This window comes from Streptomyces sp. NPDC052301, from assembly GCF_044593395.1.
Classification (GTDB): domain Bacteria; phylum Actinomycetota; class Actinomycetes; order Streptomycetales; family Streptomycetaceae; genus Streptomyces.
Genome location: NZ_JBIUBE010000003.1, coordinates 555,137 through 567,585 on the forward strand (window position 1 = coordinate 555,137; position 12,449 = coordinate 567,585).

General features: G+C 68.6%; 8 protein-coding genes and 2 pseudogenes. 6 read left to right on the top strand and 4 right to left on the bottom strand.

Features of this window, described 5'->3' with window-relative positions:
- Nucleotides 1–5 precede the first annotated feature (5 nt).
- The 3 genes from asnB (at nucleotide 6) to ACIHEJ_RS09745 (ending at nucleotide 4,217) form a co-directional block, all read left to right on the top strand.
- The gene (asnB, locus tag ACIHEJ_RS09735) at nucleotides 6–1,832 is read left to right on the top strand and encodes an asparagine synthase (glutamine-hydrolyzing) (protein ID WP_400133639.1); all 1,827 of its coding nucleotides are present in this window, start codon (nucleotides 6–8) and stop codon (nucleotides 1,830–1,832) included.
- Nucleotides 1,833–1,843: 11 nt separating this feature from the next.
- Nucleotides 1,844–3,106 (top strand): cytochrome P450, encoded by a 1,263-nt coding sequence (locus ACIHEJ_RS09740; RefSeq protein ID WP_400133640.1) that lies wholly within the window; start codon nucleotides 1,844–1,846, stop codon nucleotides 3,104–3,106.
- Nucleotides 3,107–3,263: 157 nt separating this feature from the next.
- Entirely contained in the window at nucleotides 3,264–4,217 is a 954-nt protein-coding gene (locus ACIHEJ_RS09745) for an L-tyrosine/L-tryptophan isonitrile synthase family protein (RefSeq protein ID WP_400133642.1), read from the top strand.
- A gap of 260 nt (nucleotides 4,218–4,477) precedes the next feature.
- On the opposite strand, the pseudogene ACIHEJ_RS09750 reads toward ACIHEJ_RS09745, so the two are convergent.
- From ACIHEJ_RS09750 to ACIHEJ_RS09765, 4 genes and pseudogenes are all read right to left on the bottom strand, one after another.
- Nucleotides 4,478–4,849, bottom strand: a pseudogene (locus tag ACIHEJ_RS09750) (IS110 family transposase); the annotation flags it as partial.
- 431 nt (nucleotides 4,850–5,280) lie between these two features.
- Entirely contained in the window at nucleotides 5,281–5,760 is a 480-nt protein-coding gene (locus ACIHEJ_RS09755; RefSeq protein ID WP_400133644.1) for a hypothetical protein, read from the bottom strand.
- An 82-nt stretch (nucleotides 5,761–5,842) separates the two neighbouring features.
- A complete protein-coding gene (locus ACIHEJ_RS09760; protein ID WP_400133646.1) occupies nucleotides 5,843–7,231 on the bottom strand; it encodes a Dyp-type peroxidase in 1,389 nt (462 codons plus the stop codon).
- 58 nt (nucleotides 7,232–7,289) lie between these two features.
- Nucleotides 7,290–8,363, bottom strand: a complete 1,074-nt coding sequence (locus ACIHEJ_RS09765) for a catalase family protein (RefSeq protein ID WP_400133648.1) — start codon at nucleotides 8,361–8,363, stop codon at nucleotides 7,290–7,292.
- 456 nt (nucleotides 8,364–8,819) lie between these two features.
- Between ACIHEJ_RS09765 and ACIHEJ_RS09770 the strand changes: the two genes are divergently transcribed.
- From ACIHEJ_RS09770 to ACIHEJ_RS09780, 3 genes and pseudogenes are all read left to right on the top strand, one after another.
- Complete coding sequence (locus tag ACIHEJ_RS09770) at nucleotides 8,820–9,497, top strand: GAP family protein (RefSeq protein WP_400133650.1); 678 nt, start codon at nucleotides 8,820–8,822, stop codon at nucleotides 9,495–9,497.
- A gap of 1,326 nt (nucleotides 9,498–10,823) precedes the next feature.
- Nucleotides 10,824–11,255, top strand: a pseudogene (locus ACIHEJ_RS09775) (VOC family protein); the annotation flags it as partial.
- A gap of 286 nt (nucleotides 11,256–11,541) precedes the next feature.
- On the top strand, nucleotides 11,542–12,375 hold the full coding sequence (locus tag ACIHEJ_RS09780; protein ID WP_400133652.1) for an enoyl-CoA hydratase/isomerase family protein: 834 nt from the start codon (nucleotides 11,542–11,544) through the stop codon (nucleotides 12,373–12,375).
- The last annotated feature ends 74 nt before the right edge of the window (nucleotides 12,376–12,449 follow it).

Consider the following 12,449-nt stretch of genomic DNA (forward strand, 5'->3'; position numbering starts at 1 on the left):
TTCCCATGTGCGGAATCACCGGCTGGGCGTCCTTCCACGGCGACGCCCGCACCCAGGCCCCGGTCATCGAGGCCATGACCGCCACCCTCACGCCACGCGGACCCGATGCCGGCGGCGTCTGGCTCGGAGAACGGGCCGCGATCGGCCACCGCCGACTGGCCGTCATCGACCTCGAAGGCGGCGTACAGCCCATGACCGACCGGCCCGACCGGCCGGACCTCGTGCTCAGCTACAGCGGCGAGGTCTACAACCACCACGAACTGCGCACCGAACTGCGCGCCCGCGGGCACGAGTTCCACACGCGCAGCGACACCGAGGTGGTGCTGCGCGCCTACGCCGAGTGGGGCGAGGCAGTCGCCGAGCACCTGCAGGGCATGTTCGCCTTCGCCGTATGGGACGAACGCGCCCAGCGGCTGCTCCTGGTCCGCGACCGGCTCGGGGTGAAGCCCCTGTTCTGGGCCACTGTCGACGGCGGCCTCGCCTTCGCCTCCGAACCGAAGGCGCTGTTCGCTCATCCGGAGATCCGGCCGCGGGTGGACGCGGACGGGCTGCGGGAGGCGTACAGCCTGCTGTTCAACACCGGCCCGACCGTCTGGTCCGGAGTCAGGGAAGTCGAGCCGGGCGGCGTGCTCGTCCTGGACCGGGCCGGCATCCGCGGACGCCGCTACTGGCAACTGGAGGCCGTCGACCACACCGACGACCAGGACACTGCCATCGAGCGGACCCGAGCCCTGGTCGGTGCCGCGGCCCGCAGCCAGCTCGAAGCGGACGTCCCGCTGTGCAGCCTGCTCTCCGGCGGTATCGACTCCACCGTCCTGACCGCCCTGCTCGCCGACGAACTGCGCCGGCGCGAAGGCCCGGACGCCCGGATCCGCTCCTACGCCGTCGACTACAGCGACCAGGCGGAACAGTTCACCGGCGACGTCCTGCGCACCGGCCACGACACGCCCTACGCCATCGAGGCCGGCGCCTTCATCGGCACCGACCACAGCACCGTCGTCCTCGACCCGCGCGCCCTGCTCGACCCGGAGCACCGCAAGGCCGTCGTCGTGGCCCGCGACTCACCCATCGGTGTCGGCGACATGGACACATCGGTGTACCTGCTGTTCGGCGAGATCCGTCGGCACTCCACCGTCGCCCTCTCCGGCGAGGCGGCCGACGAGGTCTTCGGTGGTTATCCCTGGTTCCACAATCCGAAGGCCCTGGCAGCGGAGACCTTCCCATGGTTGCTGGTGACGGGCGACGAGGCCGCCATGCCGCTGAACCCGGAACTCGATCTGCGCATCGCCGAGTTCCGCGACGACACCTACCGCGCCGCCCTGGCCGCCGTACCGCACACGGATGGCGAGAGCCCCGCCGAACACCGGCAGCGCGAGCTGCAGCACCTGTCCCTGACCCGCTGGCTGCGCCAGCTCCTGCACCGCAAGGACCGCCTCAGCATGGCCCAGGGCCTGGAGGTCCGTGTCCCGTACTGCGACCACCGGCTCGTCGAGTACGCCTTCCACACGCCCTGGGCGCTGAAGAGCTTCGACGGACGGGAGAAGAGCCTGCTGCGTGCGATGGGTGCCGGCCTGGCTCCGGACTCGGTGCTGCACCGCCCCAAGAACCACTACCCGGCCACCCACCACCCCGACTACAACCGCGGCCTGCAGCAGATGGCCCGCGACGCGCTCGCCACCGAACAGATCCGCGCCCTGGCCGACGAGACCCGCATCAAGCCCTGCCTCGACACCCCGCCCGACCGGCTGGAGTGGGGCCACCGCCTGCGCCTCGAACGCGTCGTCGACCTCGCCCTGTGGCTGGACCACTACCAGCCCGAACTCGCCCTCTGAGGAGCCTTTCCATGACTCTCCAGGAACCGATACCCGCCACCGATGCGGACGTCCTGCCCGACCCGGTCCCGCTGATGGGCTGCCCCTACAAGGCCAACCCCTACCCTCTGTACGAGCAGATGCGCGAGGCCGGTCCGGTCCACCGCGTCCTTTTCCCCAGCGGCGTCCAAGCCTGGCTCGTCACCGGCTACGAGGCCGCGTACTCCGCGCTGAACGACGAGCGCCTGGGCAAGAACCACGACCGCGGCAACGACCGCTGGCGCGCCCGAGCCTCGATCATGCCCGAGCCACAGCACTCCCAGCTCCAGGTCCACCTCCTCCACCAGGACCCGCCCCAGCACACCCGGATGCGCCGCTTCGTCACCGACGCCTTCACCCCGCGGCGCATCGAGCAGCTCCGCCCGCGCTTCCAGGACCTCGCTGACTCCCTCGTCGACGCACTGCCGGAGCAGGGCCCCGCTGACCTCGTCACCGGCTTCGCCGCCCACTTCCCCTTCCAGGTCCTCGCCGAAGTCATCGGTCTCCCGCAGGAGCTCGCGGCCCGCTTCGACAGGGACTGGGGCAAGGTCGTCCAGCCGGTCGGCCCCACCGACCCCGGACGCCCCCTCTATGAGGCCCGCCTGCACGGCCTGCAGAGTTACATCGCCGATGTCGTGTCCCACAAGCGAGAGCACTGGGACGACGACCTGCTCAGCCGCCTCGTCGTGGCCCGCGACCGCCGCGAACTCTCCCAGGAAGAGCTGGACTCGATGATCTTCCAGCTGCTCGTCGCGGGCCAGGAGCCTGTCACCAACCAGATCACCACCGCCCTGATCGCCCTGCTTCGCCACCCCGACCAGCTGGCCCGCCTGCGCGACGACCCCGGCCTGCTGCCACGCGCCGTCGAGGAACTCCTGCGCTACGACAGCGCCTTCGAACTCACCACCTGGCGCTTCTTCGACCAGGACAGCGACCTGCACGGCACGAAGGTACCGGCCGGCGACTCCGTGATCGTCTCCCTGTGCGCCGCCAACCGCGACCCGCGCCGCTTCCCCGACCCGGACACCCTGGACTTCGACCGCAGCCCCAACCCCCACCTCGCCTTCGGCCACGGCATCCACTTCTGCCCCGGCGCCGCCCTCGCCCGCACCGAACTCCAGATCGCCCTCGGCACCCTGCTCACCCGGCTGCCCGGCCTGCACCTGGCCATCAGAGACGAGGACATCGAGTGGATCCCGGCCGTGCTCGGCCGCGGCACCAACCACCTGCCCGCCGACTACGAACGCCGCCTCTGACACCGACGTACCGCTGACCGGGTCCCGCCCCACCAGTCGACCCGGCCCCAGCTGACCCACCCACCCACCCACCGAGCATCGGCGCCTGGCTCGCATGTCCCGCCACGGCGCCATGCCGACGTGCCCTCGTACTGCCTGGTCCTCACGGAGAAACGACATGCCACTGACGGTCGCGTCGGACGCCCTCCCCACCCGCATCGGCAAGGAGATCCTGAACCTGCTCCTGCCCCACCACCGCACGACCGATCGCGACCACGCTCCTCTTCCCGCCCGTGTGGAAGCGTTCCCTCATCAGGTCCGCCGCATCGCCCGCTTCATCCGCGACGGCGCCCCTGTCGTCTTCACTCTGCCCGGCTTTCCGTGTAAGTCCCCCAACCCGGCCAAAGTCCTCGGTCACCTGCCTGACCAGGGTGAACGCCTCTCCCTGGCCTTCCTGAACACCCTGTGCACCAAGATCGAACGGGTCTACCCACCCGGTGCCCACGTGATCATCTGCTCCGACGGCCACGTCTTCGGCGACCTCATCGGCGTTCCCGACGAGCACATCGACGCCTACGCCGACGACCTACGCATACAGATAGACCGGACGGGACTGGACAGACTGTCCGTCTTCGACCTGCGCGACGTCCTCGGCGATCTCCCGCACGACACGAAACGGACCCTCATCCATGCGAGCTACGCCCCCACCCTGGAGGCCCTCCGCGCCGAGGTCCGCGGCGACGACCAGGCCCTCTCCCTCTACCGGGGCATCACCCGCTTCCTCGTCGAGGACACCGCCGACTGGACCGGCACCCGCTCCGCCCTCCAACGCGCATGCAGACAACGGGCGTACGGCGTCATCCAGCGCAGCCGCGCCTGGGGCACCCTGATCGCCGAACACCACCCCCGCGCCGTGCGCCTCTCCATCCACCCCCAGCCCACCGGCGCCCCGAAATTCGGCATCCGCCTCCTCGACGCGCCGGACGCCTGGACGACCCCCTGGCACTCGACGGCCCTCCACCGTAGGGACGGCACGTGGACCCTCCTGCCCCACCAGCAAGCCGCCCCCAGGGGCCGCCTGATCGTGCAGGACGGCAGACCGAGCCACTTCGAGGAAGCCCCGGCCGCGTGAAGCGGCGGGATGCCCGCGGGCTGCGGCGGGGTGCGGCGGCAGCGGGGTCCGCATCCTGTCGGTGAGCTTGATCGCGTAGGTGACCGGTGAACGGTCGGCTGCCAGGTGCCGGTACTGCCCCTTCAGGGCTCCACGGGTCTTGACCGTGCACCAGGTGGCCAGGGCGACGATGTCGTCTTGGAGGTGGTCACGAAGCAGCTCCGCAGACGCGCTTACCGGCTCATGGAGATCCTTGGACTCCGCAGAGTGCGCCTCTACGAGACGGTGGCGAAGTCGCTGCGGTGACGTGCCGTCTCGGCGATGACATAGGCGTCGCGGGCGTCGGTCTTCGCTTCGCCACGGTAGGCGCCGGACATACGGTTCACCGTGCGGCCGGGCCCGTAGACAGCCTGCTGGCCATGGGCCGCAAGCAGGGCCAACAACAGCGCGGAGGACGTCCCGGAGATGTCCACGGCCCAGTGGACTACGCCCGCCAGGCCGAGAATCTCGCCGAGTGCGGTCAGGATGGCCGACTCGTCGTTGTCGATCTTCTTTGACCACAGAGTCGCACCGGTCTCGTCGACGACCGCCGCCCAGTGATGCCCCTTGCCTGCATCGATGCCGGCCCGTACTCGGGTCCGTGGCTCACTCACTCGCCCCTCCTCACGCCGCGCGGCATTCCGTCGGCCCGAGGAACACCCCGCTGTCTGCTCCGTAACCAGCGACCGCACAAGGCGCGCACATCTCAATCAGCAGCCAAGGTGCCCCGAAAGGGCACGGCGGCCACTCGCTCCGAGCGACAAGCCGCCTTGAGCCGCACCCCGCCCTTCCGGGCCATCCAGCAACTTATGGAGCCGCCTTGAGCCCTCAGCTTCGGAAGCTCGCGTGCTCTCGCCTCGACCGCCTTGCTGACCTGCGTCCACGGGGGCTCGCGCCGTGTTGATCGCTGCTCCCGCTACCCGGTGTTCCCCGCGGTTCCCCGCACGATCTGGCACGGCCTCTTCATCCCGGATTACGAGGGCGGTCGTTGACGCCCCCGAAGGCCATCGGGTCACCCGGAACGGGCGTCCTTGTGATCGGCGAGTCAGCTCGCCTCGTCGAGCAGTTTTTGGAATGCATCCTGAACGCGCAATGCCTTCTTGATCTCCTTGATCGTTGCGTCAGGGATGGTGCGGAAATAGGAGACTGCGGTGGTCTGGTGGGCGACGACGTGGTCTTTGATGTCCGGGGAGTTGATGCCCGGATAGCCCTCGGTGTGCTCCAGGACACTGTCGAAGAGGGCGGGGACTTCGCTGGCGAAGTCGTCGATGTAGGCGTCCCAGTCACCGTCGAAGTTGGATGCGAACAACAGGCGTGTGTCGTCGTCGAAGAGGACCCACCGCGCATCGTGCAGAGTGTCGAGGCGCTCCCTGAGGCGGTTGCGCATCTCTTCGAATCCGGGGCTTTGGAATACCTCGCGGATCTGTTGCCCGTGGCCGGGCTTGACGTTGAAGAACAGGGTGAACTCGTTGGTCCGGCCCTGTTCCATGCCCGGGCGGCTCGGCTTCTCGGTCTTCGTGGTCATGTGGGACATCCCCTCTCGGGAAGCTTTGGGCGGTCACAGGGCCGCTTGGATGGAGTTGCAGCCGGTTGTCCGGCTGCGTGGCTCAGGGTTCGAGTTCGGCCAGCCAGGTCAGGGCTCGGATGCCGGGCATGAAGAGGTACTCGCCTCCCTTGGTGACGGCGAAGCGGGGCAGTTCCTTGAGACGGCGGCGGACGGGGCGCCGGGGGATGGTGAAGGTGCCGGTGCCGTCATTGGCGCCGACGACGGGGTCCTTTTCGGTGCCCAGGCCGACGAAGTCTCCGTCGTTGGCCCACTGGGCCTTGAGGAACTCGAACTGTCGCACGAGGTCGGCGCCCATGAAGATGAACACGATGCCGCGCTCGGCGCCGTCGTCGTCGAGCTGGCCTTCAGGGAGCATGGGGCCGTAGGGCGTGCCGCGGCGCAAGGCGCGGTGGATACGGACATCCGCGATGGTCTCTTCCAAAGCGTCGCGGGGGTTCATACGCCGGATGTGGGCTCCCATGGGGCAACGTAGACCGGCGGGGTCGTCCTTGCGGTAGGTGAAGTCGTTGACGCGCCTCGGGTCTGCGGCGAGTTCGGGGTCGTCGTGGTCGGGCGCGAGAACCAAGGGCGCGCCGCTGCGCCAGCGTCCCACCATCTTGGCTGCGAGCAGTTCCTCCTCCTCGGCTGAGGAGGCGTTGTCGTGGAGGTAGCGACGGAAGTCCGCCACCTTCAGGTGCAGTTTGCGGAAGGCCACGTAGGTGCCGTTGCGGCCCAGTTCGGTCGGCTGCGGCGTCGGAGGAAGCCGCCCGAGCTGGTTCTCGTAGCCGAGGACGAACTCGCCGGCCTTGATGGTGGGGCCGAACCCGGGCAGGTAGCCGTAGTTTTCTCCCTTGGCCTGGAAGAGGTTGGCTACTCCCGCGCCTTCGACGTCCGGCTCGCCGATGCCGTCCACGAAGCCCAGATGGGTCCGTTTGGTAGGCAACTGGGCGGCGTCCAGTCGGTAGATGACCTGTACGCCGGGCAGGCCGCGCAGGGCCTCCCGGCCAGCCTCCAACAGGGATTCCAGCCCCTCGGCGTCCCGGGCGAACACCGAGATCGCGAGATGGACGTCGGCGCTGCCCAAGGGGGCGTCCCAGTGTTCGGGGCTGCTCTCGTCCACGTCGCCGAGCCGGTCGGCCCGCGCCGCCATGCCCTCGCGGAACGCCTGCGGAAAGCTGTCCAGCGACTCCTGCGGCACACCCAGGGCTCGCAGGCCGGCGTAGCTGAGCGCGACACTCAGCCACGCCTGGCTAGGTGGATCCCACCAGCGTGCCGCCGAAGCCACGTGCGGCAGCAGACGTGCGATCAGTCGGCGGCCGTCCGCCGCGTCGTCGATGCGCAGCAGGACGTACGCCCCGGCGTAGGGGGCTGGTCGCTGCCTGAGCAGGGTGCCCTGGATGTCCTCCAGCTCCAGCACCTGACCTGCGGACTCGCTCGCGCGCTCTGCCATCGCGGTCTGTCACCGTGCCCTTCCTGGATGCCTGCCCCGGCCCTCGCGCCCGAGCCCTTCAGTGGTGGTGTGGGACGGACGCGGCGAGCGGCAGCACGTCGTCCGCGCTGCGCGGCTCGCACCGGTCCTGGTTGTTGAGCCGATGACGCAGGCGTGACGAGGCGCGGTAGACCTCCTTGCGGGCCCGCATCATGCTGCCGAGGGGCCGGTGGGCCTCGGTCACCCGCCAAGGCGTGAAGGACAGCCCGTCCATCCGCCTGAGGTTGTCCTCGCCCGAGATGTCCTGCTCGGGGAAGCGGAGCTTGGCCACCGTGACGTAGGGGGACAACTGCTCGGGCCACTCCACGGTGAGGTCCTCCACCGGCATCCGCTCCAGGTCGGCACAGAGCTGCACCTGGATGTCGAAGACGTACGGGCGCGCGCGCAGCTCGGCCACCAGCGCCGGCCGGAACACCTCGCGCGCGGAGGACGGATCGATGCGGCGTTCCGCCACCCCCGCCGCGCAGGCCGGATCCGGAGCGAGACGCACCTTGGCGATGTAGTCGCCGTGCCGGACCGCTCCCATCGTGGTGTAGGTCGCCAGCAGCACATTGACCAACGGCCTCTGCGAGACGAGGAGGAAGGTCAGGAACTCCTCCCAAGCCCAGTGGTCCTGGTCGAGCGAGCCTTTCCCTGTCACGAATTCGCGGAAGAAGCGGTGCCGACCGCTCTTGCCCTCGGCGAAGTAGGTGCCGGCGTTGAGGAACAGTTCCTGGATGAACAGGTAGTGCGCGACGCTGTTGCAGAAGAAGACGGGCGCGTTGATCGTGTTGTAGTCGAAGGTCCGGCTGTCCGGCTCGTCCTCCAACAGTGTCGGGCCGTCGATGTCGAACATCTTCAGTGCCAGACCTGTCGCCCGCCCCAGACGGGCATCGGCCCCGGCATGGGGTGAGCCGTTGGAGAAACGCACCAGGGCGTCGTGACGGCCAGGTGTCGCGTAAATGCCCTGGGCGTACTCCGCAGGCAGCCCGTCCAGGATCTCCACCTCGCCTCTGACCAGGCCGTATCCCTTGGCATGCGCATCCCGGACCGCCTGACCGGTTCCCCCCGTCGTCACCGACTCGGTGATGAACTGCTCCGTCCTGGCGATCACTGTTGGCAGATTCTCATCGAAATCCGGCTCGGGGATCTCCACGTCCGGCGTGTACCGAATGAACTGCGGCGACATCTTGCACCTTCTGAACCAGCACCCGCCCTGCCGCGCGGTGCTTGTGGTGAACCGGACACTCGAGGGTCGTCCGCCGAGGCGTAGCCGCCTCGCTGCAACGGACGCCGACCGAATCCAGGATCGGAGCCGAGGCCGAACTGCTGAGCGACTCGCTCTCACACCACCGTAGACACAGGCCGAGCGCGTGCGCTCGCTGAAGCACCCACGAGAGCCTTCACCCGTTCGCCGCAGGGCGCTGGCCATCGGGCCCACGGGATCGCACGATGCCGGTGAGGGCCGCGCCCCCTGCCGGAGCAGGCACGTGAGGTGCGAGCCGGCCGACGTGGCCAGGGTCCTGAAAGTATCCGAGCCGCCCATCACTACCTTCTTACGGAGGCCGCAGTGGGACACGCCGTCGGTGATGTGCTTGGCCTGGCTGCCGCTGTCGCGGTCAGCCCGCTCCCGATCGTGGCGATGATCCTCATCCTGGCGACCCCCCGGGGACACCTCAACGGCCCGCTGTTCGCACTCGGCTGGGTTCTCGGGCTCGCCCTGTTGGGTGCGATCATGCTGGTGGTCGGTGGCGCGGGCGCAGCCTCCACCCACAAGCACCCGGCAACCTGGGTCGGAGCCCTCAAGCTTGCCCTGGGTGTGCTGCTTGTCTTGTTCGGCGCCCGACTGTGGCGCCGCCGCCCCAAAGACCCCTCCCAGGCCCAGCTCCCGAAGTGGATGGCCGCGATCGATCGCTTCACCCCCGTCAAGATCCTGGGGCTGGGACTGGCACTGTCGGCAGCCAACGCCAAGAACGCGCCTCTGACCATCGCCGCGGGCGCCTCGATCAGCTCGGCCGGCATCCCCGTACCCCAGCAGATCGGGACACTCGCGGTCTTCGTGGTGATCGCTTCCCTCGGAGTGCTCGCACCCCTCGCCGTCTATCTGCTCATGGGAGAACGGGCGAAAAGTGTGCTCGGCAACTGGCGGGACTGGGCCGCGCAGCACAACGTCGCCGTCATGGCCGTCCTCTTCTTCGTCCTCGGTCTCAAGCTGCTCGGGGACGGCGTCAGCGTCATCGCCGCTTGAGAACTTGCGTGCTGCGAAACCCGCACGAATGCGACGGACGAGGTGACAAGGTCGGCGGAGTCTTTAGGTGCGTCATGCCGACCCTTGGGGACGGCACTACACGCTTTGCTGCACACCAGACCGTCTGGAAGCCGTGCCGAAGAGGGAAGCTGTGCGGCGCAGGGAGCGGAAGGGTGCGCGAGCGAGGAGGACGCACTGTCCCCACGGTCAGGCGTGCACACCGAAGAACCCGTACGTGGACCCATGAGGGTCTCGGCAGTGCAGGGGCGTGCCGCGCCGCGAGGTCACGAGCCGCCGGGTTCACCTGGCCGTGTGAGATTTCGTGAGACGTGAGAGGGTCTGGGGCGTGAGTGAGACACCACCGAACACCCTGCAATACCGCTTTGACGGGCCGGAAGACGCTCCGGTCCTGATCCTGGGTCCCTCACTGGGTACCACCTGGCACAGGTTGTAGAGACCGTCCAGGGACGTCTATGCCAGTCCAGTGCGGGCATGGACTTGCAGGTCAGAGCCTCTTAGTCCGGGAGGGTCTGCCCAGTTGGTGATGGCTGTGTGATACGCGGGTGATACGGCGAGGCTCCACCGAGGTCCGTTCTGACGGGATCTCTGCGCGGGTCCGTGAGACGGCGAAGCCGCACCGGAGCACTCCGGTGCGGCTTCGCTGTGAGATCGAACGCGCTGGCGCGCACGATGCGGTCGGTGACTCGTGCGGTCCGTGTGTCTGTGACTCTCTCGGGTGCCTGATTGGCGATCGCACCCGCTCATGCGTCCGTACTAGGGGTGCGTGTCCCTCCCAGCGCGACCGGGTCATGTGAGTGCGGGAGCGGGAACGGCCGGATCGACCAGCTGGTCACCGGCAGATGAGCTGGCGGTCTGTGGTGGAGCCATGGCTGCATTACTGTCAGGGGCGATGTCCATGTGGGCGTCGATCCGCACTCCTGTAACTACTACGAACGCGGCATCGGGAACCGGCGCGAGATCGCGACCGCTGATGGTACGTCCTACGAGCCGACGGACTCCCATGGCAGGGCAAGTTGTTGGGGGAGCCGAGACAGGGTGATACGCAGTATGGCGCGGACCGCTCGCCGACGGCGAGGTCGGCAGGCACGCGCCGACGGCGGAGACAGCGGCGGGAGGGCGGGCACGGCACCAGTCGGATGGACGAAACGCCGGCGTCACCGGACGCGGCAGGGCCCGGCGTCTGCTTACGATCGCCTCGCGGCCGACTCGGGCGTCGCCCGCCTGACCGTCCCGACGTACCACCAGGCACACACCGGTGCCGAGGCCGGAGACCGCGAGGACGCCGAACAGCAGGAGCCGTCGAACATGGACATGAAGCTCGAGGTCGTTGTGGTGCCGGTCGCCGATGTCGACTGGGCCAAGAGTTTCTATGAGGGCCTGGGGTGGCGGCTCGACGCCAACGTCGCGCGTGGTGAGGACTTCCGGGTCATCCAGGTGACCCCGCCCGGCTCGCCGTGCTCGGTTATCTTCGGTACGGGGCTCACCTCCGCCGCACCGGGCTCCGCCGAGGGACTTCACCTCATCGTCTCCGACATTGAGGCGGCCCGGGCCGAGCTCGCCGGCCGCGGCGTGGAGATCAGTGAGGTGTTCCACGACGAGGGCGGGGTGTTCCACCGCGCCGGGACCGAGGGCCGGGTGTCCGGACCGGATCCGGACCGCACCAGCTATGGCTCCTACGCCTCGTTCAGCGACCCGGACGGCAACGGCTGGGTGCTCCAGGAGGTCACGGTCCGCCTGCTGGCCGGTGACGAGAAATCTCCCGACCGTGAGGGAGGCTCGCATGAGCAGCTTCGGCCTCGGCGCGACATCCATGAGCCCGGGGAGCTGTCCAGCACCGGCTCGAAGTGGGACTTTCCAGAGTGCAGGACGCCGGCGAAGGGCGACGCCGGCGGGACGAGGACGGCTCTGCCCGCGCGAACAGGGACTGCGAAATCTGAGACGGCGTCCCTCTCTGTCCAGGAGTCAGTTTCCGGCAGAACTTGCAGCCCCTTTCCCGGCTCCCTTCGCACTCAATGGAGTGATCATGCGATTCACCTACTCCTCGATCCAGACCCGACAAGAGGACGGTGTCCTGTTTGCCACCCTCGACGCCGGCCCTCTCAATCTCCTCGGTGTCGAACTTGTCCGCGACCTGGTATCGCTCGTCGACGTGCTGTACACCGACCCCGGTGATGTGCGAGTCGTCGTCGTCGAGAGCGCGTCGCCCGAGTTCTTCTCGGCGCATGTGGATCTCACGGCGGTACCGCAGTACACCGCAGAGGCCGCGAAGGCCGGCGGCCCTGGAGATGCCTCGCTCGGCATGTTCCTCTATAAGCTGGCGCACGTCCCGGTGATCACCATCGCCAAGGTGCGCGGCAGGGCCCGCGGCGGCGGAAACGAACTCGCCCTGGCGTGCGACATGATCTTCGCCGTGCGCGAGAACGCGATCTTTGGGCAGTTCGAGTCCGGTACCGGCGCCCTGCCCGGCGCCGGCGGCGTACAGCATCTGGCCCGGCGGCTCGGCAGGACACGCGCCATCGAAGTCATCGCCGGCGCCGACGACTTCGACGCCGAACTCGCCGAACGCTACGGCTGGATCAACCGAGCCATGCCCGACGCCGAACTGGACGGCTTCGTCGAGCGCCTGGCCAAGCGCATCGCCGGCTTTCCGCCCGAGGGGGTCAAGGCCGCCAAGCGCGCCATCAACAACCTCACGCTGCCGGACCAGGCGAACGTCCGCTCGGACTCGGCCATGTTCCTCGGCCTGGTCAGCCTGCCCGAAACCCGTGAGCGACTGGACTACCTGGCGAGCAGGGGCCTCCACACGCCCGGTGAGCTCGAACGCGACCTCGGCAAGGCTGTGGCGGAGTTTCGCTGAGCCGGCCCGGCAAGGCCGTCCTGAGTGCGACGCCTCGGGACCGACTGGCGGATCGGGGCTAACGTGACGGGGTG